General features: G+C 53.5%; 23 protein-coding genes. 14 read left to right on the plus strand and 9 right to left on the minus strand.

Annotation, left to right across the window (positions count from 1 at the left end; translation table 11 throughout):
- Positions 1 to 83: 83 nt before the first annotated feature.
- From HCG48_RS13845 to HCG48_RS13855, 3 genes are all read right to left on the minus strand, one after another.
- Positions 84 to 878, minus strand: a complete 795-nt coding sequence (locus HCG48_RS13845; protein ID WP_168569683.1) for a RecB family exonuclease — start codon at positions 876 to 878, stop codon at positions 84 to 86.
- Positions 879 to 1004: 126 nt separating this feature from the next.
- Positions 1005 to 1427, minus strand: coding sequence for an EVE domain-containing protein (locus HCG48_RS13850; protein ID WP_168569684.1), 423 nt, complete (start codon positions 1425 to 1427; stop codon positions 1005 to 1007).
- A gap of 24 nt (positions 1428 to 1451) precedes the next feature.
- The gene (locus HCG48_RS13855; RefSeq protein ID WP_168569685.1) at positions 1452 to 1832 is read right to left on the minus strand and encodes a single-stranded DNA-binding protein; all 381 of its coding nucleotides are present in this window, start codon (positions 1830 to 1832) and stop codon (positions 1452 to 1454) included.
- A gap of 140 nt (positions 1833 to 1972) precedes the next feature.
- On the opposite strand from HCG48_RS13855, the gene HCG48_RS13860 reads away from it, so the two are divergent.
- The 4 genes from HCG48_RS13860 to mreD all read left to right on the plus strand — a co-directional run bounded on the left by HCG48_RS13860 (position 1973) and on the right by mreD (position 5189).
- Positions 1973 to 2305, plus strand: coding sequence for a hypothetical protein (locus HCG48_RS13860; protein ID WP_168569686.1), 333 nt, complete (start codon positions 1973 to 1975; stop codon positions 2303 to 2305).
- A gap of 468 nt (positions 2306 to 2773) precedes the next feature.
- Positions 2774 to 3781: a rod shape-determining protein gene (locus HCG48_RS13865; protein WP_168569687.1), complete on the plus strand. Its 1008-nt coding sequence runs from the start codon at positions 2774 to 2776 to the stop codon at positions 3779 to 3781.
- A gap of 63 nt (positions 3782 to 3844) precedes the next feature.
- Entirely contained in the window at positions 3845 to 4642 is a 798-nt protein-coding gene (mreC, locus tag HCG48_RS13870; protein WP_168569688.1) for a rod shape-determining protein MreC, read from the plus strand.
- A 1-nt stretch (position 4643) separates the two neighbouring features.
- Positions 4644 to 5189 carry a rod shape-determining protein MreD gene (gene mreD, locus HCG48_RS13875; RefSeq protein ID WP_168569689.1) on the plus strand — a complete coding sequence of 182 codons (546 nt, stop codon included), beginning with the start codon at positions 4644 to 4646 and terminating at the stop codon, positions 5187 to 5189.
- A 12-nt stretch (positions 5190 to 5201) separates the two neighbouring features.
- Here the strand turns inward: mreD and HCG48_RS13880 are convergent, their stop codons facing one another.
- Both HCG48_RS13880 and HCG48_RS13885 read right to left on the minus strand, forming a co-directional pair.
- A complete protein-coding gene (locus tag HCG48_RS13880) occupies positions 5202 to 6398 on the minus strand; it encodes an SH3 domain-containing protein (RefSeq protein WP_168569690.1) in 1197 nt (398 codons plus the stop codon).
- A gap of 140 nt (positions 6399 to 6538) precedes the next feature.
- Positions 6539 to 7042, minus strand: a complete 504-nt coding sequence (locus tag HCG48_RS13885; RefSeq protein ID WP_168569691.1) for a universal stress protein — start codon at positions 7040 to 7042, stop codon at positions 6539 to 6541.
- Between the two features lie 109 nt (positions 7043 to 7151).
- Between HCG48_RS13885 and leuB the strand changes: the two genes are divergently transcribed.
- From leuB to HCG48_RS13900, 3 genes are all read left to right on the plus strand, one after another.
- Positions 7152 to 8246, plus strand: a complete 1095-nt coding sequence (gene leuB, locus HCG48_RS13890; RefSeq protein WP_168569692.1) for a 3-isopropylmalate dehydrogenase — start codon at positions 7152 to 7154, stop codon at positions 8244 to 8246.
- A gap of 74 nt (positions 8247 to 8320) precedes the next feature.
- Entirely contained in the window at positions 8321 to 9184 is an 864-nt protein-coding gene (locus HCG48_RS13895; RefSeq protein WP_168569693.1) for a fructosamine kinase family protein, read from the plus strand.
- 686 nt (positions 9185 to 9870) lie between these two features.
- Complete coding sequence (locus tag HCG48_RS13900; RefSeq protein ID WP_168569694.1) at positions 9871 to 11091, plus strand: hypothetical protein; 1221 nt, start codon at positions 9871 to 9873, stop codon at positions 11089 to 11091.
- 426 nt (positions 11092 to 11517) lie between these two features.
- On the opposite strand, the gene HCG48_RS13905 is transcribed toward HCG48_RS13900, so the two are convergent.
- Positions 11518 to 11673 carry a hypothetical protein gene (locus HCG48_RS13905; RefSeq protein ID WP_210437034.1) on the minus strand — a complete coding sequence of 52 codons (156 nt, stop codon included), beginning with the start codon at positions 11671 to 11673 and terminating at the stop codon, positions 11518 to 11520.
- A gap of 105 nt (positions 11674 to 11778) precedes the next feature.
- Between HCG48_RS13905 and HCG48_RS13910 the strand changes: the two genes are divergently transcribed.
- Complete coding sequence (locus HCG48_RS13910) at positions 11779 to 11943, plus strand: hypothetical protein (RefSeq protein WP_168569696.1); 165 nt, start codon at positions 11779 to 11781, stop codon at positions 11941 to 11943.
- A gap of 75 nt (positions 11944 to 12018) precedes the next feature.
- Here the strand turns inward: HCG48_RS13910 and HCG48_RS13915 are convergent, their stop codons facing one another.
- Positions 12019 to 12156: a hypothetical protein gene (locus HCG48_RS13915; RefSeq protein WP_168569697.1), complete on the minus strand. Its 138-nt coding sequence runs from the start codon at positions 12154 to 12156 to the stop codon at positions 12019 to 12021.
- A 395-nt stretch (positions 12157 to 12551) separates the two neighbouring features.
- Here HCG48_RS13915 and alaS point away from each other — a divergent pair, with 395 nt between their 5' ends.
- The 5 genes from alaS (at position 12552) to HCG48_RS13940 (ending at position 23177) form a co-directional block, all read left to right on the plus strand.
- Positions 12552 to 15188 (plus strand): alanine--tRNA ligase, encoded by a 2637-nt coding sequence (alaS, locus tag HCG48_RS13920; RefSeq protein ID WP_168569698.1) that lies wholly within the window; start codon positions 12552 to 12554, stop codon positions 15186 to 15188.
- Between the two features lie 262 nt (positions 15189 to 15450).
- Positions 15451 to 18534, plus strand: a complete 3084-nt coding sequence (locus tag HCG48_RS13925) for a two-partner secretion domain-containing protein (RefSeq protein WP_168569699.1) — start codon at positions 15451 to 15453, stop codon at positions 18532 to 18534.
- A gap of 697 nt (positions 18535 to 19231) precedes the next feature.
- Positions 19232 to 19459, plus strand: coding sequence for a hypothetical protein (locus HCG48_RS13930; protein WP_168569700.1), 228 nt, complete (start codon positions 19232 to 19234; stop codon positions 19457 to 19459).
- 151 nt (positions 19460 to 19610) lie between these two features.
- On the plus strand, positions 19611 to 22253 hold the full coding sequence (locus HCG48_RS13935) for a CHAT domain-containing protein (protein WP_168569701.1): 2643 nt from the start codon (positions 19611 to 19613) through the stop codon (positions 22251 to 22253).
- A gap of 126 nt (positions 22254 to 22379) precedes the next feature.
- Positions 22380 to 23177 (plus strand): DUF928 domain-containing protein, encoded by a 798-nt coding sequence (locus HCG48_RS13940; protein WP_168569702.1) that lies wholly within the window; start codon positions 22380 to 22382, stop codon positions 23175 to 23177.
- A 192-nt stretch (positions 23178 to 23369) separates the two neighbouring features.
- Here the strand turns inward: HCG48_RS13940 and HCG48_RS26860 are convergent, their stop codons facing one another.
- The gene (locus HCG48_RS26860; RefSeq protein WP_375339312.1) at positions 23370 to 23645 is read right to left on the minus strand and encodes a zinc ribbon domain-containing protein; all 276 of its coding nucleotides are present in this window, start codon (positions 23643 to 23645) and stop codon (positions 23370 to 23372) included.
- A gap of 11 nt (positions 23646 to 23656) precedes the next feature.
- Positions 23657 to 24094, minus strand: a complete 438-nt coding sequence (locus tag HCG48_RS26865) for an RNA-guided endonuclease InsQ/TnpB family protein (RefSeq protein WP_375339313.1) — start codon at positions 24092 to 24094, stop codon at positions 23657 to 23659.
- Between the two features lie 344 nt (positions 24095 to 24438).
- On the opposite strand from HCG48_RS26865, the gene HCG48_RS13950 reads away from it, so the two are divergent.
- Positions 24439 to 26970, plus strand: a complete 2532-nt coding sequence (locus tag HCG48_RS13950) for a CHASE2 domain-containing protein (protein ID WP_168569703.1) — start codon at positions 24439 to 24441, stop codon at positions 26968 to 26970.
- Positions 26971 to 26981 lie beyond the last annotated feature (11 nt).

Below are 26981 nucleotides of genomic sequence, written 5' to 3' on the forward strand. Positions count from 1 at the left end.
TCGCTCCCCAGGGAGGAGGTCGATTCTCTCCTTTCCTCGGATTTAGGGTTGACGACCGGGCGATCGCCCCATGACCGATGCAGTTACAAATCTAGGGTTAATTGTAACTCTCTCTCGGGTTTGGCGCTTTCTGGTAACGGGTCGGGTTCGGCGTGAATAGCGGGACAATAGCGGGAATACTGACAGCGATCGCAAGCTTTGGTTTGATGCGGTTTCCACTCCCGTTCGCCGCGCAATTGTTTGGCCATTTTGGCGATCGTTTGACGGACCCGCCTGTCATGTTCTGGGGTCACTTCAAATTCGATCTTATCTCCCGTTCGCAAATAAATTAAACTCAGTTTTTTTAAGCGACAATTGTAAATATGTTGGAGGGCGATCGCGTACAATCCCAGTTGGAGGTCGATCCGCTTTGAATCGAGGGATTTAATTTCTTTAGTTGATTTATAATCGATTAGTTCGAGATCGTCTCCCAACCAGTCGAGGCGATCGTAGCGTCCGGACAAGGTAAATTCGATATTATCTAGAAACCAAGGAGCTTGTATTTTTCCTTCTACGGCGAGGGGACGGCGCAAGCTCGGTAACTCGGTCATGAAGCGATCGTAATAGTTTTTTAAAATCGTCAGACCTTCGCGAAACTGGCTCGGATCGAGATCTTGAGAATGATTTTGCCAGCAATATTCCAGCCATTCAAAACTGGGCATCGGCTGGAGATAGTCCCAGTCTTGATAAATTTGCGCTAAGGCTTTATGTAAAGAGGTTCCTAATGCTTGAGATTTGCCAAATCCCCCACCGGGTAACCCGCGTTCGTATTTAAAATAGTACGATTTCGGGCAAGTTTGATAGGTTTGTAATTTGGCGGCAGATAGGTGATACGCCATTTTTGATTGACGAGGTAAATCTCGCCCACAATGTTATTTTAAGTCAAGTAATGATTTATTTTAACCAATTTAAACCGAGGGCGATCGCCTGAAAATTTAGAAGTTAAGAGGCGATCGCCTGAAAATTCACCCGTTCTCTCCGGGTTCTCCCGCCCATTCTAAAATACGCTGCCAATACACCGGATCGACCGACATCACCGACAGGCGAGGAAGGCGAACTAAGTCAAATCGATCGAAGTTTTGGTCAGCTTTAATTTGCGCTAAACTGACGGGATGCTTGAGGGGACGAACGCTTTCGAGATCGACGACCGTGCGTTTGGGATCGTCGAGCTTGGGGTCGGGATAAGGGGGGCTGGTAATTTTAGCAATTCCCACCGCTCGCCGTTCTTTTCCGGTGTGGTAAATTAAGGCCAAATCTCCCGGTTGGATCTGGCGTAAATTTTTGAGCGCTAAGTTGTTTTTTACCCCATCCCAAACGGTGTGGCGATCGCGTTCTAAATCGCCGTAACTATAATCGCTAGGTTCGGTTTTAAGCAGCCAGTAATTCATCGATCGCGCTCCACGGCGGCGAGTTTAAAATTCATCGTCTTCATAATTAGAATAGGCGTTTGACGATGCCATCGATCGCTCGTTATCTTGTTTGGAACCGAGCAAGTCGAGACGGTCTACTTTGATAACTGGTGAGGAGCGTTCGGCTTTGGTCGTCGCATCGATCCAATGATTGAATTTTAACGCTCCAGTGACGCCAATTAAACTGCCTTTGCGAACGTAATTGGCCGCAACTTCTGCGGTTTTCCCCCACAGTTCTAAGTTGAACCAATCCGGTTCGTCACTATGGCGAGTGCGGCGATTGACTGCTAAGGTCAAACGACATTTAACGGTTCCCGATTCAAAATATCTAACGTCGGGGTCCATTCCGACTCGACCGACTAAGGTGACAACATTAAGACTCATACTCGGAAAAACAAGTAATTTTAATGACAATTGGGCGATCGAAATGCAACTGAATTCTGTCCAACCGATCGAAGTTTGGCGCGGAATTAAGATGACAATTCGATTCGGATCTAGACTAACAGAGAACTTAGGGATTTGCTATGGTTGGAGGTTACACCGATCGCCCGCGATCGCATCTGGAGCGATCGCCCGATCCGACCGTCGGAACGAGAGCGGGTCACGGGAGTACGGTTTGGATCCTGGAGAGTTCCCGTAGGGTCATCCCCAGGAGAATTGCCCGTGGCGCCGAGGGAGAGGACGGGCGATCGTCCGATGGTTTTCCTGGGAGGTTTAAGGGAGCGAGGGAGGGGAGTTCCCTGCTTGAAATCGAGGGGCGATCGCGAGATTTTATCTTAACCCTCGGCGATTTCACCCTCATTTTTATCGAGCCGAAAGAAATCCATTCTCAACAGTATTCGTGCAACTTAAAATAAAAAGCTTAAATTCGAGCCAAAAAGCCCTTTGAGAAGGCGGAAAAAAACCAGTTCAAAACCATCGAGAACGGGCGATCGCGTCTCCGTAAGACTTCAGCGCAAGTCGAACAGATTCGAGCCAGTCTGTAAACGGTGAGGACGATGGGGGAACGGTGGCGCAAGGGGCATTTTTAAGAGCGCCGTTGTGATTCTTGGAAGCTTACGAGGGACGGGCGTGCAACCCCACTGGCGATCGCATAACCCGGTCGATTCTCTCCGGATTGCCCGGAAAGTCCTAGGGATTATAGTGGGGAGACAACCGGGTTAGGTAATCGATACAATTCTGCCTCTCTGACTAGACTCAGAGGAGAAAACGTAATAGAATCCAACTCGGTCAACATTTCTGTTACATTGTCGTCGCATAGCATTGCAATTTTGGGGGCGTAGAAACGAGTGGGTCTTTTCAATCGCTTTTCCTTATCTCGGGACATGGGTATCGATCTCGGTACCGCCAACACTCTAGTATATGTATCTGGTAAAGGTATTGTCCTTCAAGAACCTTCCGTCGTTGCCATTGATAAAGATGAAAAAATCCCCTTAGCCGTCGGTGAAGATGCTAAAAAAATGCTGGGTCGGACGCCCGGAAATGTAATCGCCTTGCGCCCCCTTCGCGATGGCGTAATTGCCGACTTCGACACTGCCGAGTTAATGCTCAAGCACTTCATCAGTCGCGTTCACGAAGGGAGAGCCTTGGTGTCGCCGCGGATCGTGATCGGGATTCCGAGTGGCGTCACCGGGGTGGAACGGCGCGCCGTGATGGAAGCCGCATCTCAAGCGGGGGCGCGCGACGTGTATTTGATCGACGAACCCGTAGCGGCGGCGATCGGCGCCGGACTGCCCGTCGCCGAACCGACCGGAAACATGATCGTCGATATCGGCGGCGGAACCACCGAGGTCGCGGTGTTGAGTTTGCAAGGGACCGTACTCAGCGAATCCGTTCGCGTGGCTGGGGACGAACTCAACGAATCGATTTCCCAGTACATGAAGAAAGTTCACAACCTCGTCATCGGGGAACGGACCGCCGAAGAAATTAAAATTCAAATCGGTTCGGCGTATCCGACCCACGAAGATGACGATGCGGTCATGGAAGTTAGAGGTCTGCACTTGCTCTCCGGCTTACCGCGAACGGTGACGATCAAAGGACCCGAAATTCGCGAAAGTATGGCCGAACCCCTGGCGGTGATCGTCGAAGCGGTCAAGCGAACCTTAGAACGCACTCCCCCGGAACTGGCAGCAGATATTATCGATCGCGGCATCATGTTGGCGGGAGGCGGTGCCTTATTAAAAGGACTCGACACCCTGATCAGTCACGAAACCGGAATCGTCACTCACGTTGCTGCCGACCCGCTCAGTTGTGTAGTCTTGGGAACGGGTCGCGTTTTGGAAAACTTCAAACAGCTAGAGCGTGTCTTTAGCGGTCGTTCGAGAACGATGTAATTCCCCGCGATCGCCCGCGATCGGGAGGAACCCTTCTGCAAGTTGAGACTCTAAAGACTATCCATGTACACATTACGTCGCTGGTGGGATCGGCATGGTTTGCACGTCGCCTTAGTGGGCCTGACGGTGAGCGCTGCCCTCTTCGTTCGTTATACCCAAGGGGCCGCCATCTTTGAGGTCTATCAAGTGGTGACTCGTCCCTTCCAGTCCGAACCGACTTCTCAAGAGCAACTGACCAACGCCAAAGTCGCCGAACTCGAACAGCGCGTCGTCGAACTCGAAGCCCAAAATCAAAAGCTCAAAAAACTCCTCGATTACGTTTCCGACCAGAAACAAGAAGGCATTGTCGCCCCGGTTGTCGGTCGCAGTGCGGATCACTGGTGGCGCCAAGTGATTATCGGGCGCGGCAGTGAGGAAGGGATTCAAAAAAATTACATCGTCACCAGCCCGGGCGGGGTCGTCGGACGAGTGATGGAAGTAACCCCCCATACCAGTCGCGTTCTATTAATTAGCGATCCGAGTTCTCGCTTGGGGGTGACGATCAGCCGCAGTCGCTTTATGGGCGTCATGCGCGGGAAAGCCGCCAACCGCGCCGTGGTCGAGTTTTTCGACAAAGTGCCCGACGTCAAAACTGGAGACGTGGTCGCCACCTCCTCTTACAGTCGGATCTTCCCTTCCGGATTGTCCGTCGGTCGCGTGGAGAGCGTCGATCTCAATAAAAGTCCGGCGCCGGAAGCGGTGATCGAATTATCAGCTCCCTTGAGTTCCTTGGAGTGGGTCGTCGTCTATCCCCACCAAGAAACGGAAGAATTGCCCCCCCTGGAAGGGACTCCGGAACCACCAGAGCGAGAACAAGGATGACATGAGGAATTTATCCTATTGGCCGACCAGTTCGCTGAGATTGCTCAATGCGGCGATCGTGGTCGGCTCCCTGTTTCTGTGTTTGTTAATGTTGCCCACGCGCTTGCCGGGTCTCGAACTGCTCGGCATTTCACCCAATTGGGCCTTGATTTGGGTCGTGGCTTGGAGCCTCAAACGCAAGCCCTGGCAAGGAATCGTTGCCGGGTTGGTGGTGGGATGGCTTCAAGACGCCATGACCTCCGCCGAACCCACCCACGCGATTAGTTTGGCGGTCGTCGGTCTGTTGACGGCCCGCTTGGAAAAACAAAAATATCTCCAAGAAGATTTTATTTCCGTGGCTTTGGTCGTTTTCGGTATGGCCCTGTTGGCGGAAACGATCTTGGCGCTCCAATTCAGCCTCACGGGAGTGCGGACGTTGAGTGAAATTTGGACGACTCACCAACCCCTCGCCCTCGCTTCGGCAATTTTGAGCAGCCTTTGGGCTCCGGTGGTTTACTTCCCGTTAAACCGATGGTGGCAAACCTTTCGTAACCTGGATCCTTCCTAAAGGGGAGGCGTGTCAATCTAGCTCGAATGTCCCGAGAACCGGACCGACGGAAGCACCGCGATTGAGTTCGCCGTCGGAGACGAAATCTTGATTGGCATCGACTAAGATAACGCCTGCTTGAAAATAACATTCGGCTTTGACACGATCGCCCGCCTCGGTGACTAATAAATTCAAACTTCCCCCTTCGGTGGCACATTTAAACCGAATCGTCGCCACTTCTTCCGGTTCGCGTTCTTGCCATACTTGGGAATAGGGTTCGACCTCGGGCCATGCGGCTAAAAATTCTCGTTCTTCCCCGGGAAAGGGCAGTAACCCCAAAGGTTCGCCGTAGCGATCGCCATTTTCTTCTAAGTCTTTTTCCCAACAGCTCCACAACACTTTACGGCTTTCGTTGGTGTTTTGAAAAACTTGTAAAGAGAAGGCACGATCCGAGGGACATTCCTCTAGATATTGACGGGTTTGTTCCGGCCAAATCTGCTTTAATTCACTCAACAATTCCTCACAAGAGCGATCGCCGCACTCTCCATAAACCCGATCGCTTAAAACGGGCTGCTCTCCTCCCGCTTCCGAATCGCAATAGCGCAAATATGGGGCATAAACGTAACCGTCGAGTTCGACTCCCGTGGTCGAAATCGGCACCCAATTATTATCCGGAGGATCGAGGATATAAACGACCGCATCTCGGGGTAAGGTGCCGATAATTTCCGAATCCGTCGTCGGACGTTTGCGTAGATTGAGCGGGTCATTGTCCGTATTCACCTGACGACAAGACCCCTCGATCGCCCGAGGATTGGCGCGATCGCTGGCGTGGGCTTGAAATCCGGCAAGATAGCCATCACTATAGGCTAAATCGGCTTCGCTCGCCCCGGTTGGCGGTTGGGCGATCGTCGGATTGCCAATCGTGACGGCATCGTGCAAGCCACTTTTATATCCGGCAATAAAGCGATCGCGGATCTGGGTATCGTCCGGATTATTTTGATAAAAATTGCTGGTTCGATACTGTTCTAATGCCTGACACCAAATCCGTTTTTCGGGGGTCCACACTTCCCGAGTGTTGCAGTTATATTCTGGTGCAGCTTGCGCCACGGAAACGAGGGGTAAAAAGGTTGCAAATCCTAAAATTGTGGCGGAAAGGATAGGTTTTAACATGGCTTGGTTATCAAAATTGAAAACAACGGCGATCGCGGCGATCGCCAAAAATATCAACATCTGCTCCAAGGGGTAAAAATGACCGACCGCCAGAGGAGAAAGTTCAGATTAGACCTTTGTTCATCATCAGGAAAAAACTCGGTAAAACTCCTTAAATGAAGGTTCTTTTAACCAGGTTGCCAAACGATTTGCTCAAAGGTCTATGAGAGCGATTCCCGATTCTCGATTCCCGATTCTGCCTCCCCTTGCACCACCAAAACCGAACATTTGACGTGGTGCAGAACATGATTGCTGACACTACCGAGGAAGAATTCGGCGAGGGACGATCGCCCGTGACGGCCCACCACGACTAAATCGGCCCCCCAACGGCTGGCAATTTCGCGAATCCACCACCCCGCATCGCCGATTTGATACTCGAATTGTGCGGGAATGCCCAAACCGCGCGCCTGTTTGCGATACTCGTGCAACCATTTCTCGACATCTTCCATTTCTTTTTTAATCACCTCTTGTTGCACTTGAGCCGAATTGACCGCCCCTTCTCCATAGAGGTCCGCCCCCGGTCCGAGGGTCACCGGGCCGACCCCGAGACAGTGAAAAACGTATAAATTCGCGCCTTCCTGACGGGCTAAAGTCAACGCCGTCTCGAAGACTCGATCCGCTTCGGGCGATCGCGCGATCGCCACTAAAATTTTCTTAAATCCCATCGCTTGACTCCGATTCCCTCAAAATTGAAATTCTCAAATACAATCCAACACTTTTGGACGACCCTTTCCCAGGTATCATTAGTAATTTGCAAGATTTTATAACTCCATCATGACCCAGAACTACCGCATTACCCTGTTGCCCGGTGACGGAATCGGCCCTGAAATTATGGCAGTGGCGGTAGAGGTTCTCAACGCCATCGGCCCGCAACACGACCTCCAGTTTCAGTTTGAAGAAGCCCCCATCGGTGGTGCTGCCATTGACGCGACCGGAGAACCCCTCCCGGCAGCCACCCTAGAGACTTGTCGTCGCAGTGACGCGGTGCTGCTGGCCGCGATCGGCGGTTACAAGTGGGACAACTTGCCGCGCCACCAACGCCCGGAAACCGGATTGCTGGCCTTGCGTGCGGGACTGGACTTGTTCGCTAACCTACGCCCCGCCACGATTCTACCCCAGCTCGTCGATGCGTCGAGTTTGAAGCGCGACGTCGTCGAAGGGGTCGATATTATGGTGGTTCGCGAACTGACGGGGGGGGTGTATTTCGGTCAGCCGAAAGGGATTTTCGAGACCGAAACCGGGGAAAAACGGGGCGTCAATACGATGGCGTATACGGAATCGGAAATCGATCGCATCGCCCGAGTTGCTTTTGAAACGGCCCGCAAGCGCCAACGCAAACTCTGTTCTGTGGATAAGGCCAACGTCCTCGATGTTTCTCAATTATGGCGCGATCGCGTCACGGCGATCGCCGCCGACTATCCCGATGTCGAACTGTCTCATCTCTACGTAGACAATGCCGCCATGCAGTTAGTTCGCCAGCCCAAACAGTTCGACACGATCGTTACGGGAAACCTCTTCGGCGATATTCTCTCCGACGCCGCCGCCATGCTCACGGGCAGTATCGGGATGTTACCGTCCGCCAGTATCGGCGCTTCCGGTCCGGGGGTCTACGAACCCGTCCACGGGTCGGCGCCGGATATTGCCGGGCGCGATCTCGCCAATCCCCTCGCCCAAGTTCTCAGTGCGGCGATGATGCTACGTTACGGCTTGAACCAGCCGGAGGCGGCTTCAAAAATTGAAAAAGCCGTGTTGCAAGTTCTCGATGAGGGCTATCGCACCGGGGATATCATGTCGGAAGGCATGACTGCCGTGGGATGTAAAGCCATGGGCGGGGCGTTGCTGAAAGCCTTGGATCGTCCCGCCGAGTAGGTCAACCGTTCACACGGGGCGCAAATCGATCGACAATGAAGCCCGAATGACGGCAGTTTTGAGTAGCAACGATCATGTGGGATAAGATTGTCCGGCAAATTGGCGAAGTTACGGGAGAGGCTTTTGAGGCGAGCGATCGCCGTTCGGTCGGCGGCGGCTGTATCAATCAAGGATACCGTCTCGGCAGTGGCGATCGCGCCTACTTCGTCAAACTCAACAGCGCTTCGGGTCTTTCTATGTTTGAAGCCGAAGCTTTAGGACTCGAACAAATGTGGGAAACCCAAACGATTCGCGTTCCCAAACCCATTTGTACTGGGGTTTCTGGGTCTTCCGCCTATATCGTCCTCGAATGGTTGGATCTCGGTGGGGGAGGCTCCCAGGTGGCGGCTCGAATGGGGCGGCAACTCGCCCGCCTCCACCGGGAATCCGTCGGGTCAAAATTCGGCTGGGATCGGGATAATACGATCGGCTCGACCCCCCAGCTCAATCCCTGGACGGACGATTGGGCCGAGTTTTGGGCGGTTCGCCGCATCGGTTACCAATTGGACTTAGCCCGTCGGAAGGGGGGCAGTTTTCCGTTGGGCGATCGCCTCGTAGAGGCCATCCCGGATTTGCTCGCCGGTCACGACCCCCAACCGTCTCTGGTTCACGGCGATCTGTGGGGCGGCAATGCGTCGGCGACGGCGGACGGCGAACCCGTGATTTTCGATCCGGCGACCTATTACGGCGATCGCGAGGTGGACGTGGCGATGACGGAACTGTTCGGCGGCTTCTCCGGTGCGTTTTACCAGGGCTATAACGAGGTCTGGCCGTTGGCTGCGGGCTATGCGGAGCGCAAAACCCTTTACAACCTCTACCACATCATCAACCACTTCAATTTATTTGGGGGGGGTTACGCTTCCCAAGCCAACAGCATGATGCGCCGTCTCGTCGGCTAGTTCCCGGGGTCGCCCGTCCAAAACCTGCCCAAAATATGAGACCCAGACCTTTGAGGGGTCTGGGTCTTGGGTTGTTATAAGCCAGCCAGCAGGTATTTAAAACAAGAAGGCGAAATTTAAAAGATATTAAAACACTGGCTAGCGGTTTTGAAATCGGGTTTTAAAGCAAGTCACGAACAGGTATGAACCTTGGTTACTTCTAACGTTAGACGGTAGTTGTGAAAAACTTGTGAAGATTCTGCACAATTGGCAAAATTTTTTGACTTTTTTTTGGCGGGCTGGGGATTTTGCTCTAGGGACGCTAGCTTCGTTGGCTCGGGGGTTTGACGGAGATCGTTGAGCACTGGGCGATCGCAAAATGTATCTAGTTGTAATAAAATGCAATATTTAAACAAAAAAATTAAGTAAATTTACGGTTGCCTTCGATGATTTTTTTCTAAGCGACCGATGCCACTCGATCGAGGGTCGATGTTCGTAGGGCGATCGCCCCCCATTGAGGTCAATTCAGCGTGGTCATCCTACAATGGCAGGGGAGAGAATGGCGATCGCGCGCTCGGTCCGTCGTCCGGTCTCGCTGTCGATCGATGTTGACAGTTTTCGGGATCTCCGGTTTTCGTGCTGGCTGCCTTGTAAATCCGCTTGCAACTCCATAAAAGATGTCTTTGAACGATCGTAGGCCCTGGGTTATGAAACGATTTGCGCCGATCTCGGTCGGATTGCTCTGTGCTGTAGTCGTCGGCGCCCCGGGCGATCGCCTCGCGGCCCAACCGAGACCGACCTTTTCCGAAGAGACTGCAAGCCAGTCCAAGCCTGCTGGGCCGTTTCCCAGCTTTAACAGCGATCGCCTCGACGCTCAATTGCGCCTTTACCAGCAGTTGTTAGAGGAATCGGGGCCGCCGGATGTTTTGATTGTCGGCAGTTCGCGATCGCTCCAGGGAATCGATCCGATCGCCCTGGAACAAGCCCTCGCCCATCACGGCTATCCCGGAGTGCGAGTGTTTAACTTCGGGATCAATGGCGCCACCGCCCAGGCGATCGATGTTTTACTGCGCGACATTTTCACCCCGGAACAGTTACCCAACTTGATTCTCTGGGCCGATGGAGTGCGCGCCTTCAATAGCGGTCGGCGCGATCGCACCTACGAGGCGATCGTTTCTTCTGCGGGATACGAACGCTTGTCCCGAGGCGATCGCCCCTTATCATTGCCAGCGCCCCCCGTAGAAGTGGCACGGGTAAATGCGATCTCCCCGACGGAGACGAAGGCGATCGTCGTCACCCCCAGCGACGATCCCCGGGAGATGCTGGCGACGAGTTATCAAGCCGTGCGCGGTTGGTTGAGCCTGGTGGGAACCGAACTTCGGGAAACTTATCAAGAACGACAACAAGAAATGAGCTGGTTGGGCGGCGAACCCGCCGAACCGCCCCCGCCGTTGCCGACTTTGGACGCGGTGATGTCCGGACAACTGGCGGAACACTTGCAACCGACGGGCTTTTTTCCGGTGACCGATCGCTACGATCCAGCTACGTACTATCAAACTTTTCCCCGGGTTCCGGGACGCTACGACGGCGATTATGCTGCTTTTAGTTTGCAAGGAGAGCAACAAAGCGCACTCCGGGCGATCGCCCGCTTCAGCGAAGCCGAGCAGATCCCCCTCGTCATCGTCAATTTACCGTTAACTCAAGACTATTTAGACCCGACTCGATCGGACGCCGAACGTCTGTTCCGCGACCAAATGCAGCGTTTGGCTGCCGAACACAACTTTATCTTTCGCGATTTGAGTCAGTTGTGGCCGACTCGGGTGGAATATTTCGCCGATCCGAGTCATCTCAACCGTTTTGGGGCGTTCGCCGTCGCTCTCGAACTGGCAGGCGATCCGGCAATCCCCTGGTCGGCGACCCGGGAGTAGTTCCCAAAAAAAACACCAAAAAAAACAATGGGGGTCTTGCCGCGATCGCAAGACCCACTTAAGAAGTTAGCAAAGGATTGCTCAGAAGAATAAGTAACCTGAAAATGAACCTTCTGGTTTTACAAAAAACAACTCTAGTTGACAAGAACCGCAGCAATCGTAGCAAGTAAACCGAGCTTTTACACCCAGCCGATCGAGGCTTGACTTTAACCTCACCTTGCCGCCGGACGAACCCAGCCTCAGCCCCTTTCAGAGCCACTGCGATCGGACTTCAGGCCGAAACACCTCGATGCCTTCGTCCTCCATTTCCGTGCTTGAACTTCAGCGATATTCAAGACTTCTTTGAGGTGCTTGAATATTAAAGTAGCACGACTCTGAGAAAGCACCAAGCAACCGTTACTAAACTTTACATTTCACCTTCACATTTCAGCCAGATTGAGCCGCCACCGACACGGCGATCGCGGAGTCCTCAGCACCACACTCCACCCGCGATCGCCGGGAACGGCTATTAACCGTTCGATTGGGGCGATCGCCGACCTTCATTCCTTGCAATTTCCGAGGCGATCGATCCGGAAAAATCAATTTCAAACTAACTGCATTCTTGCATTTTATTTGTCTTGCAAGTTTATCCTGATGCCCATTTCTCCTCGCCGTATAGAGAAGTAAAAAGCGAGAGGATTTCTATTCATGCGTATCAGTGCTTCTATCTTGCTGTTGACTTGTATCTTAGTCAGTTTAGCCGCCAATTTTTCTACAGTTGAAAAATATCGGAGTGCAGAAGCCGGACAAGTTGGAAAACACGAACCCATCAAACCTTATCCCGGTCCGAGAGGTCCGAGACGAGCTTGGTAATTCTTTTTTTCTGAGAAAACCATAAATTCCAAACACTCGATCGTTAACGTTATCCAGGAAGATCGCACTCATGAATCATTCACGAATAAGGGTTGTGCTGACACCGATTTTGGCGGTTTCAGCAATCGCTTCAGCATCGATTTTTAATCTTTCCTTATCCGAGAGCATTCCAGAGAAAGTCCAAGAATTAAACCCGGCTTCGAACACCGTCAAGCCATCGATCGCCCTGGAAAAACAGTGCGAACTCGGACGGGGAGGGAGTAGTCGCCGGGATTGTTCGGTGAGTCTGGAAACAAGCTGAAATCGGTTCGATCGCGATCGCGTAGCGTCTCCGGAGGAGAATCGTCCCGAAGGCGAAGATGGCGAGGATCGAACCCCATCGATATTGTCTATGAGGTTATCCGCGTTCTTTGCAAAAGCCCGGTAGTTTGAACTACTGGGCTTTGTTGTTGACGGTTGCACGGACTGGGGAACAGTCGAACGGGGAGAAAAGGCGATCGCCCCACAAACAACCCGTCCCCATCGGCGAGAACAAACGCGATCGGACCAAGGAATGTCAGAATAGAAACAATAGAAATAGTTAGAATAGGTTCTCTTGTCACCCAGTTATGGCTTCTTCTCCCGAGTTTCTGACAGGCGCACAAATCCGAGAAAAATTTTTAGACTTCTACGCCAAACGCGGACATCAGATCCTGCCGAGTGCTTCGCTGATTCCGGAAGATCCCACCGTATTGCTGACGATCGCCGGAATGCTGCCATTTAAGCCAATTTTCTTAGGACAGCGATCGCCCGACTTTCCCCGCGCCACCACCTCGCAAAAATGTATCCGAACCAACGACATCGAAAACGTGGGGCGAACCGCCAGACACCACACCTTTTTCGAGATGTTGGGCAACTTCAGTTTCGGGGATTACTTTAAAAAAGAGGCGATCGCCTGGGCGTGGGAACTGTCCACCAAAGTCTTTAACTTACCTCCAGAACGGCTCGTCGTCAGCGTCTTTAGAGAAGATGACGAAGCCTTCGGGATCTGGCGCGACGACATCGGGATCCCCGCCCATCGGATTCAGAGAATGGGAGAAAAAGATAACTTCTGGGCGTCCGGACCGACCGGACCGTGTGGACCGTGTTCGGAAATTTACTACGACTTCCACCCAGACAAAGGAGACGCGGCGATCGATCTCGAAGACGACACCCGGTTTATCGAGTTTTACAACCTCGTATTCATGCAATATAACCGGGACGCCGAAGGAAACTTAACCCCGTTACAGAATCAAAATATCGATACGGGATTGGGACTCGAACGCATGGCGCAGATCCTGCAAAAAGTCCCGAATAACTACGAAACCGATTTAATTTTCCCAATTATCGAAGCGGCGGCCAAAATTGCCGGAATTCGCTACGGCGACAGCGACGATCGAACCAAAGTATCCCTCAAAGTGGTCGGCGACCACTTGCGCGCCGTCATCCACACGATCGCCGACGGAGTCAGTGCATCTAATTTAGGGCGCGGTTACGTCCTGCGGCGCTTAATCCGGCGCGTCGTCCGTCACGGGCGTTTAATCGGGATTTCGAGACCCTTTACCGCCGAACTCGCCGAAACGGCGATCGCCCTGTCCGAAAGCGCCTATCCCAACGTTCGCGAACGAGAAGCGACGATTAAAGGGGAACTGGAACGGGAAGAATCCCGGTTTTTGGAAACCCTCGAACGCGGCGAAAAACTCCTGTCCGAAATTCTCGCCAGTCAACCCGCACAAATTTCGGGAAGAGATGCGTTCGTCCTCTACGATACTTACGGCTTCCCGTTGGAACTGACCCAAGAAATTGCCGAAGAAAGCGGGCTGAGTGTGGATTTGGCGGGCTTCGAGGCGGCGATGGAAGAACAGCGCCAGCGATCGCAAGCGGCCCACGAAACCATCGATCTCACAGTTCAAGGGAGTTTGGACAAACTCGCCGAACATATCCATCCGACGGAGTTCCTCGGTTACAGCGAAGTGCAATCGACGGTGAACGTCGAAGCGGTACTAGTTAAAGGGCAATCGGTCGAAGAAGCGGAAACGGGGAGTGAAGTGCAGGTCATTTTGCCAAAAACTCCGTTTTATGCCGAATCCGGCGGCCAGATCGGCGATCGCGGCTATTTGTCCGGGGAATCCGTCGTCGTTCGCATCGAAGATGTCAAGAAAGAATCGGACATTTTCGTGCATTTCGGGCGGGTCGAACGGGGAATCCTACGGGTGGGCGAACCCGTCAGCGCCCAGATCGATCGTGCCTGTCGCCGTCGCGCCCAAGCGAACCACAGCGCCACTCACTTATTACAAGCCGCGTTAAAGAAACTCGTCGATGACTCGATTTCTCAGGCGGGTTCGTTAGTGGCATTCGATCGCCTCCGCTTCGATTTCAACTGTCCTCGGGCGCTGACGCCGGAAGAGTTGCAGCAAGTGGAAGACCAGATCAATACGTGGATTGCCGAAGCCCATGAAGCGCAAATCGCCGTGATGCCCTTAGCCGAGGCGAAAGCGAAAGGGGCGATCGCCATGTTCGGCGAAAAATATGGCGAACAGGTCCGAACCATCGATTTTCCCGGGGTTTCGATGGAACTGTGCGGCGGAACCCACGTTCGCAATACGGCGGAAATCGGGGCGTTTAAGATCGTGTCCGAAACCGGGGTAGCTTCCGGAATTCGCCGGATCGAAGCGGTCGCGGGACCGTCGGTGTTGGATTATCTGGAAGTGCGCGATCGCGTGGTTCGGGATTTGAGCGAACGATTTAAGGTCAAACCCGATGAAATTCCCGACCGCATTACCAACTTGCAAAACGAACTGAAAGCGACTCAGAAAGAGCTCGACGCGGTTAAAGCGCAATTGGCGATCGCCCAATCGGACCAACTGGTTTCCCAAGCCGAATCCGTCGGCGAGTTTGAGATTTTAGTCGCCCAACTCGACGACGGCGTCGAACCGGATGCCCTCAAAACGGCGGCGGAACGCTTACTCGCCAAACTCGGCAAGGGTGCAGTGGTTCTCGCGTCGGTTCCCACCCCGGAAAAAGTCAGTTTGATCGCCGCCTTCAGTAAAGAGGTCAACGCCAAAGGCTTACAAGCGGGCAAATTTATCGGCCAAATCGCCAAACTCTGCGGCGGCGGTGGCGGCGGTCGTCCCAATTTAGCCCAAGCGGGCGGACGAGATCCGAGTCAGTTAAAAGCGGCGTTGGACTCGGCGAAAGCCCAGTTAGTTGAGGGATTAAAGGGCTAGGGAGTTCGGCGTTAGGACAGGATCTGTGGTGCGGGCAAAATGCCCGTACCCCTTCCGGAAAGGGCGATCGCCGTTGGGAAAGATTGGATAACTTTATTGTATAAAGCTTTGCAATTGTTTTGAATGAAGTTGGAAGGTTGCCGAACCGATCGATCGCCAGTTTCAAGCCGAAATTGAGCTAATTTCAGATAAAAACGATCGAGAGTACGGCAAACGCCAATCTTTCAGATTGATATCTTATTTCTCAATCGGAGAGTGAACCGTGTTTTATCTGTCCTACGCCCAATTCCGCCATCCGAAGCTGGTATTTGGGCTGTGGTTATCCCTATTCGCTTTTTCTCCAGGGGCGATCGCTCAAGTGATTCCCGATGGGAGTTTGCCTCAAAACACGATCGTTACTCCCCAGGGAAATCAAATGGCGATCGACGGCGGAACTCGATCGGGGGCTAATTTATTTCACAGTTTTGAAGAGTTTTCTCTCACGTCACAACAGTCGGCAATTTTTAATAATGGTTTAGATATACAAAATATTTTTTCGCGAGTGACCGGGGGCAAGCTGTCCGAAATCGACGGCTTGTTACAAACCAAGGGAGGGGCAAATTTATTTTTACTCAATCCGTCCGGAATCGTCTTCGGGCCGAATGCGCGCTTGAATGTGGGGGGGTCGTTCGTGGCGAGTTCGGCAGAGGCGATCGCCTTTGGGGACGGCAGTCAGTTCGGGGTGAGGCCGAACTCGGATCGCGCCTTACTGTCGATCGCCGTTCCCATCGGTTTGCAGTTCGGCAGCAATCCCGGGGCAATCGTCCATCGCTCGATCGCGGCGGAGGGCAGTGGGAATCCGGCAGGGTTCCAAGTGCCTTTCGGTCGCACTTTGGGGATGATTGGCGGCGATGTAAGTATAGAAGGGGGAAGGCTCGGCGCGCCGGAAGGACGAATCGAACTCGGTAGCGTCGGCGACAGTAGTTTTGTGGAGCTGGCGATCGCCGATTCGGGATGGAGCTTCGGTTATGAGGGAGTCGAACAGTGGGGGGCGATCGCGATCGGCGATGGCGCCCGCCTGAATACGAGCGGACGCGGCGGGGGAGCGATGCAACTCGTCGGCGGTCAAATTGCGATTAGTGGGGGTTCCCAACTGTTAGCCATTACGGCAGGCGATCGCGACGGCGAACCGATGACCCTACGGGGCAACGACAGCATCGCGATCGCGAGTAGATCCACCCTATCGACACGCACCCAAGGTGGGGGGAACGGCGGCGATCTGCGCTTGAGTGGCGCGAACTTAACCCTCGCGGACGGGGCGATCGTCGCGACGGGAACCGAGGGTGCCGGACGCGGGGGCGACCTGACGATCGAGGCCCCTGGAACGGTGCAGATAAGTGGAGCCGATCCGGATAACTTTACGCTCTTAGTTGGGGATAGCACCGCAGATGGAGCCGCCGGAGCGATCGAAATGAACGCCGGAAACGTTTTTCTACAAGGAACGGCGGCAATTTCCAATCGAGCCTTGGGTAATGGCAACGGCGGCAATATCAGCATCAATACCCGGGAGGATTTTACGGCGATCGGGACGGGATTTGCATCGTTTGAAACGTTAATCGGCGCGGCACTCTCCGCGCAATTGCCACCAGACGCGTTGATTGGCGGCGTATTCACTGCCACAAACGGCGGCGGACAATCGGGAAAAATTATCATCGAGAGTGGCGGGTCGGTGCAGTTATTCAATGGCGCTTCAATCTTCAGTCCGACCTTTAGCGGCGCAGCCGGAGGGAACATTGAAGTCCGCGCCGACGGGGCGATCGCCGCCAACGCATCCGGCTTGCTGACCACCACGATCGGCAATAGTGGGGCGGCTGGCAATATTTTTTTAGACGCTACGCGGATCGCGATCGAGGATGGATCGGTCGTCTCTAGTGCTACCCTATTGGGATCCGGATCCGGTGGGGATGTGGTACTCAATGCCTCGGATACGGTAGAAATTGTGCGTAGCATTCCGGGGAATTTATTGCCGACGGGGATTTTAAATAACTCGATTTTGGGAACGGGCGACGCAGGGGAGATCCGCATTTTGGCCCGACGGCTGACCATCCGTGAAGGTGGCTTGATCGTCAGTAATACCGGGGGATTAGTCGGAAGCGACGTGATTACTAGCGGGGGACGAGGGGGCGATATTATCATCAACACCAGTGAGTCGGTCGAAATTTCCGGGATTTCTGCCGACGGCGTTGATACGAGTGGTCCGGGAACCACATCGTTTGGGGATTTACCTGCGGGAAATTTGATCGTGACCACGAAACGCATGGTCGTCGATGGCGGGGCGATCGTTTCGAGTGCGACCCTGGGCGCCGGGGATGGCGGAACCCTGACAATTCGTGCGTCTGAGTCTCTAGAGGTACGAGGGACGTCCGCGATTACAGGTTTGCCGACGTCATTGACTACCTCTTCGGGACGGGCAGACATACCCCAATTGGAAGCGACGGGGAACGGGGGAGACCTGCGGATTTTTACGCCGGAATTGCATGTTAGCGAGGGGGCGGCGTTGGACGTGCGTAGTTTGGGGTCTGGAGGGGCGGGAACTTTAGAAATTGCCGCACAAACGGTGCGCCTCGATCGCGGCGGCACCCTCAATGCGGCGACCGTAGCTGGAACTGGGGGTAATATCCAGGTGCAGGCGCCGGATTTTATTTTGCGCCGCGGCAGCCAGATTACCACGAATGCGGGGAATACCAATGGCGGCAACATCACGATCGCCACGGAAACCCTCGCCGCGATCGAAAATAGCGACATTACCGCCAACGCCCGCGAAGGTCGGGGGGGACGAGTCAGCATCGACGCCACGGGGATTTTTGGAACCGCATTTCGCGACCGACAAACCCCCGAAAGCGATATTACGGCGACGTCGGCACTCGGCCCGGAGTTTAGCGGCGTGGTCGAGATCGAAACTCCCGAGGCGGATCCGAGTGCGGGATTGGTAGAGTTCCCTTCGGAAGTTCGGGATGCGAGCAACCAAATTGCCACGGGTTGCGCCGCCGATAGCGGCAACGTGTTTGTGGTGACCGGACGCGGCGGCTTGCCGGAAAATCCAACTCAACTCTTCCAACGTCACCAGGCTTGGCGGGATTTGCGATCGCCCGCCACGGCTGAGCGCGAAGATTTCCGAGAGACTACCAACCCGGCGACTCCGGAAACCCAGAATCGGCGAGGGATGCTCCAAAGGAGCCCCTTCGCGATCGAGGCGACGGAATGGACCGTGGGTTCCCAGGGCGAAATTATCTTAAAAGCTGCCGGGAATGGTTCGTCGGATCCTTCGCCTTTCTCTGCTTGTCCGGTGTCGCGAACGCCCGAGTAGGCGCGCCTTACAAGGGATCTCAACTCAAACAGTAACAAGCGATCGGCTCGCCATTGCAATTCCCTCGCTCAATTTGTTACGCCTTTCTATTGACAAAATGACTAAAATATGGTCAAAAAGCCGACAAGGGGAATAGAGCGTTTTAAATTAACTCGGTAACAGTTTCAACATCCAGGTTAGGCGATTTGGCGGATGACGACTCGCCAAAAAAGTAACAAAATCGAACTAGATTAGATCGAAAAGGTAACAACGACAAGGCGGTCAGACCCATCATTTCTGGTGTAACTTAACGGGTGAAGGGGTTACCCAATAAAGAGCAGTCAATTCTAGTGGTAATTCGAGGCTTGCCCGTCTGGTATTCGTCATTCTAATAGAGTGACGATAATCCGTGGGGGGAATACAGAAGGGCAAGCCTCATCCCTTTTTTTAAAGACATGTTTTGTTTTTAAAGAAAGTTTTGAAAGGCCATTGAGGCGATCGCCGCGTCATATCGCCCCCCTGTTTTGCAATCGAGTAAGCGGTCTCTGTGTGAAAATGCTGTGTGAAAATGCATAGTTACCAGGCGGCCAGGATGCCCGAACCACCAAAAACCGGATGATTTAATGGTGCTTTTAGGAACATCACTGGTTTGGCTGATGCAGTTTCAATGTCTAAAAGCTTACCATCTACACTAGCCAGTTGAAGTACCGCCCCGAAAGTGAATCCCACGTCCACTTTGGTCGAACTGCTCTCCGAGGTGAACGACGTGAGCGATCCGAGCGATCGCATGGCCACGGGACGTGCGGCGGATGAAGCCAATGTCTTCACGGTTACCGGACGGGGCGGTTTGCCGGAAAACCCGACTCGACGATGGAACGATCCAGTACTAGTGTGGCGAGATTTTCGCCCGGTGATTCCGGAACGATCGCGCCGGGAATCGGACTGAGGATCGGCGTCGGGAACGGGGGTGAACCCAATGGAAGCCAGCCATGGGTCCGTCAACCCCCGAGGTCAAATCGAATGAGCGATCGATTCCGGTCGGGGCGATCCTTGTGCTCCCCCATCCGTCGTCACCCACTGTAAGGATAAATAAACCGATGGAAAGATGGCGCACGCGGCGCACAAAAGTCTATCGAGCTTTGTGTTTGGCGCTTTTAAGCTTTGCGATCGTCACGATCGCCCTCCCCAGTACGACCCGACCGCTTGCGGCGGTTCCGGCGGCGATCCTCCAACAGAGGCGCTTCGCGATCGCCCAAGCCCGTAACGACGCCCAATCCCTGCTCGATCGCGGTCAACGGGCTTACGAGGCGGGACAGTTTCTCGAAGCGGCGACGGCGTGGGAAGCCGCCGCGAAGGAGTTCGCCCGTCGCTCCCAGACCCCCGGGGAAACCGTAGGGGCAGTTCGCGAACCGCCTCTACTCTGGATTTATCTCGGCCAAGTCTACCAAGATTTAGGTCGCTGGTCCGACGCCGAAACCGCGATCGCCCGCGCCTTCGACTTACTCGACACGGACCTCGACGGGTCTCGCGACGCCTTACTCGCCCGCGCCTTCAACGCCCGAGGCAGTCTGCAACTCGCCCTCGGTCAACCGGAAAACGCTCTAGACAGTTGGGAACGGGCCGAAGCGGCGTATGCGGCGGTCGGCGACGAGATCGGCGAACTCGGCAGTCGCATCGATCGCGCTCAAGCCTTGCAAACCTTGGGTATGTACCGCCGATCGCGCGAATTACTCGAAACCACCGCCCAGCAGTTACAAAATCGCCCGGATTCGGCGGTTAAAGTCGCCGGATTGCAGAGTTTGGGACTCGTTTTACAAGCGGTTAACGAAGACGCGCGAGCGCGGGAGGTCTTGCAAGAAAGCCTCGCCGTCGCTCGCCGCACGGGGGAATCATCCCGCCTGAGCGACATTCTCACCAGTCTCGCCCATAGCGAGCGCGCCCTCGACCGTCCGGACGCCGCCGCCTCCCTCTATCGAGAAGCGGCGAGGGTGGCGACGGACCCGATCGCGATCGCCTCGGCCCAACTTAGCTTACTCGCCTTAGCCGTAGAGACCGCCGACTGGGCACAAGCCCGCGATCTGTGGCCGCCATTGGGCGATCGCCTCGCCGCGTTGCCCCCGAGTCGTCCGTCGATTTACGCCAAGGTCAACCTCTCGGAAACCCTCTTACAAGGCCAACAAAACGCCCCCTCAGCCCAACCCCTGCTCGATCGCGCCGATTACGAACCCCTCGCCCGTTTGCTCGCCCAAGGGGTGCGCGAGGCTCGCGATCTCGGCGACGTGCGCGCGGAATCCTTCGCCCTCGGACAATTTGGTAAACTCTATTTCCAAGGGGGACAAGTCGATCGCGCCCGGGAGTTGACCACAAGAGCCCTGGCCCTCGCCGCCCAAGTCAACGCCGCCGATCTCTCGGCCCGGTGGCAAACCCAACTCGGGGAAATTTTCAAAACCGACAACGACCTCCCAGAGGCGATCGCCGCCTACCGTGAAGCCGTGGCAACCCTGCAATCCCTGCGCGCCGACTTGGTCGGGATCGATCCGGACGTCCAGTTTTCGTTTCAAGAAAGCGTCGAACCCGTCTATCGCGAACTCGTCGGTTTGCTGCTGGCGTCGAATCCATCTCAAGACGACCTCAAACAAGCCCGCGACACGATCGAAGCATTGCAACTGGCAGAACTCGACAACTTCTTCCGCGAGGCTTGTCTGGATACGGAATCGGTGGAGATCGATCGCATCGACCCGACGGCTGCGGCCATTTATCCGATTATCTTACGCGATCGCCTCGAAGTCATTCTCTCGATTCCCGGCGAACCCCTCGCCCACTACGCCACCCCCTTGACCGGGGAACAGGTCGAAACCACCCTCGACGAATTACTCGAAACCCTCAATCCCTTTTTCGACGATCGCGATCGCCTGCGCCTCTCCCAACAAGTCTACGACTGGTTGATTCGTCCGGCCCGCGATCGACTCGACGCCGCCAACATCAAAACCCTGGTCTTCGTTCTCGACGGCGCCTTTCGGAATTTACCGATGTCGGTACTTTACGACGGCGAGCAGTATTTAGTTGAAACATACGCGATCGCCGTCACTCCCGGGTTTCAACTGTTCGCCCCGCGCGCAATTTCGGCGGTAGATCTCAAAGCGTTAACTGGGGGACTGACCGAAGCCCGTCAAGGATTTGCGGCCCTGCCTGCAGTCAAACGAGAAGTTGAAGAAATCGCCTCGGAACTGCCGACCAAAATTTATCTCGATCGCGACTTTACCGCCAAAAATTTGCAAGATCGCATCCAATCTTCTAGCTTTCCAATCGTTCATTTAGCCACCCACGGACAATTTAGTTCCAATCCCGAGGAAACCTTTATTTTGACCTGGGATGGCAAAATTCAAGTCCGCGAATTTGAAGCGTTATTGCACTCGAATCGTAGCGAAGTACTCAACCCGGTGGAACTGTTAATCCTCAGCGCCTGTCAAACTGCCGCCGGGGACAAACGCGCCGCCCTCGGTCTGGCGGGGGTGGCGGTGCGATCGGGCGCGGGCAGTACCTTGGCGACGTTGTGGTCGGTTAAAGATGAATCGACGGCAGAATTGATGGCTAACTTTTACGACCGTCTCGGCGATCGCACCGTCCCTATTGGTAAAGCGGAGGCGTTACGACAAGCCCAACTTTCTCTATTAAAAGAGGAAAAATATCGGCATCCTTTTTATTGGGCGCCGTTTGTTCTCGTGGGGAATTGGTTGTAATTTTTACATTGCTCGATTGAAAGTTAATCCAAATTTCATTTAACTTCAGAGCAGAAGAATTACAATAGGAAATAAACGCCAACCCGGGGCATTTACGAAAATTTAGTGTTGAAAAGGGAAACAAGAATGAACCGTCAAACAAGATCGATATTTCTGAAAATCTCTTGCCTGACCCTCGCCGTACAAGCGCTGGGGTTACCACTGCTGACCCCGCGCGCGATCGCCGGATCCGATCCGGTCGATCCGAGGGCGAGTCTGGAAGCGGCCATGAGAGCGGGCATCACCTTCGAGCCGCCCAAACAAGGGATGCCGACAGATACCGCCGGAGGGGCCTCCCGCGATGCTGGATGCGCCCGCGAAGATATCAGCGCCACGGGCTGCGTCACTCCGTTGATGCCGGAAAATAACTACGGTTTGACGGTTTCCGAACGTCCGACGTTCTACCTCTACGTCCCCGAAACCGATGCGAAAGAGGTATTTTTTAGCTTAGTTGACGAAAATCGCAATCATCACTACCAAGCGAAGCTTCCCCTCGACCGTCAAGAAGGAATTATCGGGATTACTCTCCCCGAAAATGCTCCAGCTTTAGCCGTCGATAAGACTTATCAATGGACCGTAATTTTGATTGGCGATCGCGGTTTGCGACCGGACAGCCCGGGGGTTCAAGGCACGGTGCGCCGGGTCGAACTCGATGCAACTCTAGCCCGTCAAATTGAAGACGCATCCCTGGCGGAACGAGCGGCTTTATATGGTGAAAATGGGATTTGGTTTGAAGCGCTTTCGAGCTTAGCCACCCTCGAAAGGAATGGAGAATCGAGCGCGATCGCCTCGACTTCCGAACTCGAAAATCCCAATAATATCTGGCAAGAATTCCTTTCTTCTGTCGGTTTACAAGCGATCGCCGCCAAGCCGATTTTAAATTAGATCGGCGTCGCTTATGTTTTCGATTTCAACTTCGATCGCCCGTCCTCATCGGCACCTTCGAGGAAACGAACTCGTTTCCAGGCGATCGAAGCTTTTTGCGTCTCCAACAAGTGAACTACCGCTATTGAATCGGAGATTACAATAGCGGCTTCCTACCCAACAGATTGCCCAATCGTAGATTTCTTGCGTCCTCTACGCTTCGGTCTTACACCTGGACAGTAGGCTTGGCCCCGCGTCCCGCAGGTCAAGAGTCGTAGTCCCTCTTCTGGCGAGGTTGATAGCTGCATTGAGATCGCGATCGTGACTCGTCCCACAGCTAGAACAAGTCCAATTTCTGACATCTAGTGGCAGACTATCGATTTGATTCAAGCAAACGTTGCAGGTTTTAGAAGAGGGGAAGAATCTATCGACCTCAACATAGACTTTCCCTTCCTGTTCGGCTTTGTACTTGAGCATGGTCAAAAACATTTCCCAACCGACTATCCAAGGTCTACGCCGACGGCTTTTCCCTCGGTGGATGAATCTGGATTGGGTTTTCCATCTTCAAAGAGAATAGAGGCAAAATATTGGTCGCAGCGATTTTTAGTGACCGTAACAGTTTTGAGTTTGCCTTCTATTGGTCGATGAACAACCGCTTTAACTTCCCCAATCTTCGGTAGCTTCAAGGCGGTCTCCAGCACCTTGACATTTTGGGGATACTGGATGGATTGTTTATCGTGCTTGGACTTGAATCGCGGATACCTGGCCCGTTTCTCAAAGAAGTTGTTAAAAGCGGTTCCCAGGTTAGTACAAACCTGTTGAAGACACTGCGAGTAGGTCAGCTTTAACCACTCATACTCTTGCTTGAGGCTGGGAATCTGTTTCTTGATGTCGTAACTAGATAGTCCCTTCCCAGTCTCTTTGTAGGTTTGATTCATCAAGTTCAGACCATAGTTCCACAGCCATCTGCAATGGCCGAAGGATTGCTACAGCGATTGCTTCTGCTGCTCATTTGGGTATAGTTCGATCGTGACGACTTTGAGGATTAAGGTAAATTAGATTCACCATAAACACTCTACCCTAAGTTACTGCTGCAATTCATGTCACGCTTCAAATCTCTGACTGAAGCGTGACATGAATTGCGGATTTGGCTAAATCCTGGATAGGCAATACCTTTGGTGAAAAGGGTAATCAGAAACTGGGTTGAGTCGTATCCGTTCGGTCGGTTCGTTACAATTTTTGTATCAACCCAGTTTCTCCTGTCCTTTCGGGATGCCTGTCAATGTGGCCGAAGCTCAAACCGCGAAGTTGGCAATGGCGCGGTATTTTAATTAGCGCCCCCAGTGTTGCCGCCTTAGTGATTGGCGTTCACACTGCCGGATTGTTCCAACTTCTCGAATGGATGGCTCTCGACAGTTTTTTTCGCTGGCGTCCCCTCGAAGCCCCCGACCCTCGCATTGTCGTCGTCACGATCGACGAAGCCGATATCACTTATGCCGGACAGTGGCCGATTCCGGATGCGGTCTTGGCGCAGTTGCTCGAAAATTTAAACAGTTATCGACCTCGGGCGATCGGGATGGACTTGTACCGCGATTTGCCCGTCCCTCCCGGACACGATCGCCTCGTGGAGGTACTCGAAGCGATGCCTAATTTAATTGGGGTCGAGAAAGTCGCGGGCGATCGTGTCGGACCGCCCGCTATTTTAGCCGAACAAGGCCAAGTGGGACTCGCCGATCTGGTCTTAGATGCCGATGGCAAAGTCCGGCGGGGTCTGCTTTCGGTCAAGCCGGACGACGGCGAAACGAAATTGGGTTTGGCGACGCGGGTGAGTTTGATGTATTTAGAAGCGGAAGGGATCGCTCTGGAGTTGGCCGATCCCGAAAAGATGCATTTGAAATTGGGAAAAGCGCTGTTCGTCCCCTTTGCAGAAAATGACGGCAGTTACGTGCGCGCCGATGCCGGAGGCTATCAGATTTTACTCAACTATCGCGGTCCGCAAACCAACTTCACCACGGTTTCGATGACCGACATTCTCGAAAAACGCGCCGACCCGGAGATCCTGCGCGATCGCCTCGTCTTGATCGGCGCCACCGGACAAAGTTTAAACGACCTCTTTTTTACCCCCTACACGAACAGTTTGTGGGGGGTTCCCAAGCGGATGCCCGGGGTGGTGATTCACGCCAATTTAGCCAGTCAAATTCTTGCCGGGGCTTTAGACGGACGCCCGTTTTTGCAAGTATGGAACGACCCGGCAGAATGGTTGTGGACCTTGGCGTGGTCTTTTGTCGGGGCGAGTGGCGGTTGGGGGTTTTTACAAAGCAATTGTTTTAAAAATAATTTATTTTTTCGCGGCGTCGTCCTCGGCGGGGGGATCCTCGTCGGTTGCGCGATCGCCGTCGGTAGCAGTTATTTTGCCTTTCTCCATTCCTGGTGGATTCCTACCGTTCCTCCCGTCCTCGCCTTGAGTGGGTCGGCGATCGCGATCGCGGGCTATCACAGCCGTACCCTGCAGCGTCAGAGCGATCGCCGACTCGCCAAATTTCTCGAAGCTATGCCGATTGCCGTCGCCGTCCTCGATCGCGACGGCAAGCCCTATTATGCCAATCAAACTGCCCAAGCTCTCCTCGGCAAAGGGGCGATCGGCCATGTCACGATCGAACAACTCTCCGAGTTTTATAATTACTATCGTGCCGGAACTGACACATTGTATCCCTGGAACGAATTACCGATCGTGCGAGCGCTCTACGGCGAGTCCATTGCTGCCGAGGATATCGAAATTCGTACCGACGATCGCGTCACGCCGATTTCGGCGATGGGAATGCCGATTTTTGACGAAGATAATCAAGTCGCCTACGCCTTAGTCACCTTTCAAGATATCACCGAACGGCGACAGGCCGAAGCCGAACGCGAACAGTTCACTAAAGAACTCTTCGACCTCAACCAAAACTTAGAAAAAGCCTTAGATGCCGAACTCGAATTAACCGACGCTTACGGTCGCTTCGTCCCCCACCAGTTTCTGTATTTCCTCGGTTACGAAAGCATTACCGATGTCAAATTAGGGGAAGCGGTTCAAAAGGAAATGTCGATTTTATTTACTGACATTCGTAATTTTACCACACTCTCGGAAAGTATGAATCCCGAGGATAATTTTAAATTTATTAATGCCTTTCTCTCGCGCATGGAACCCGCGATCGCCGAAAATAACGGCTTTATCGATAAATATATCGGCGATGCGATTATGGCCCTATTTAGCGGCAGTGCGGACGAGTCGGTGAGAGCCGCGATTTCCATGCTTCAACGCCTTCAAGAATATAACTTAACCCGAGGCCGACCGGGACGCCCCAAAATCCAAATTGGCATCGGTATCAACACCGGATCCCTGATGCTCGGCACCGTCGGCGGTTCCAACCGCATGGACGGAACAGTCATCGGAGATGCGGTTAATTTAGCCGCCCGCATCGAAAGTCTCACCAAAGATTACGGCGTCGCTTTGCTCATTTCCAATCAAACGTTTGTCGCCCTCGACAATCCCTCGGAATACCACGTCCGTTTGATCGATCGCGTCCGGGTCAAAGGTAAATCTCAATTAGTCACCGTCTACGAGGTGTTTGATGCCGATGCTCCGGATATAAAACAAGGAAAACTGGAAACTAAAACCATTTTTGAACAAGCTTTATTGTTATATAATTTGGGGTCTTATCTCGAAGCCGCGCACTTATTTCAAAACTGCTTAAATGTCAATCATCAAGATAATGTCGCCCGGATTTATTTAAAACGCTGTCATTGTGCGGAAAGTCAAAGTTCGGTATCGTAAGATTTTTATAT

The organism is Oxynema aestuarii AP17 (genome assembly GCF_012295525.1).
Lineage (GTDB): Bacteria > Cyanobacteriota > Cyanobacteriia > Cyanobacteriales > Laspinemataceae > Oxynema > Oxynema aestuarii.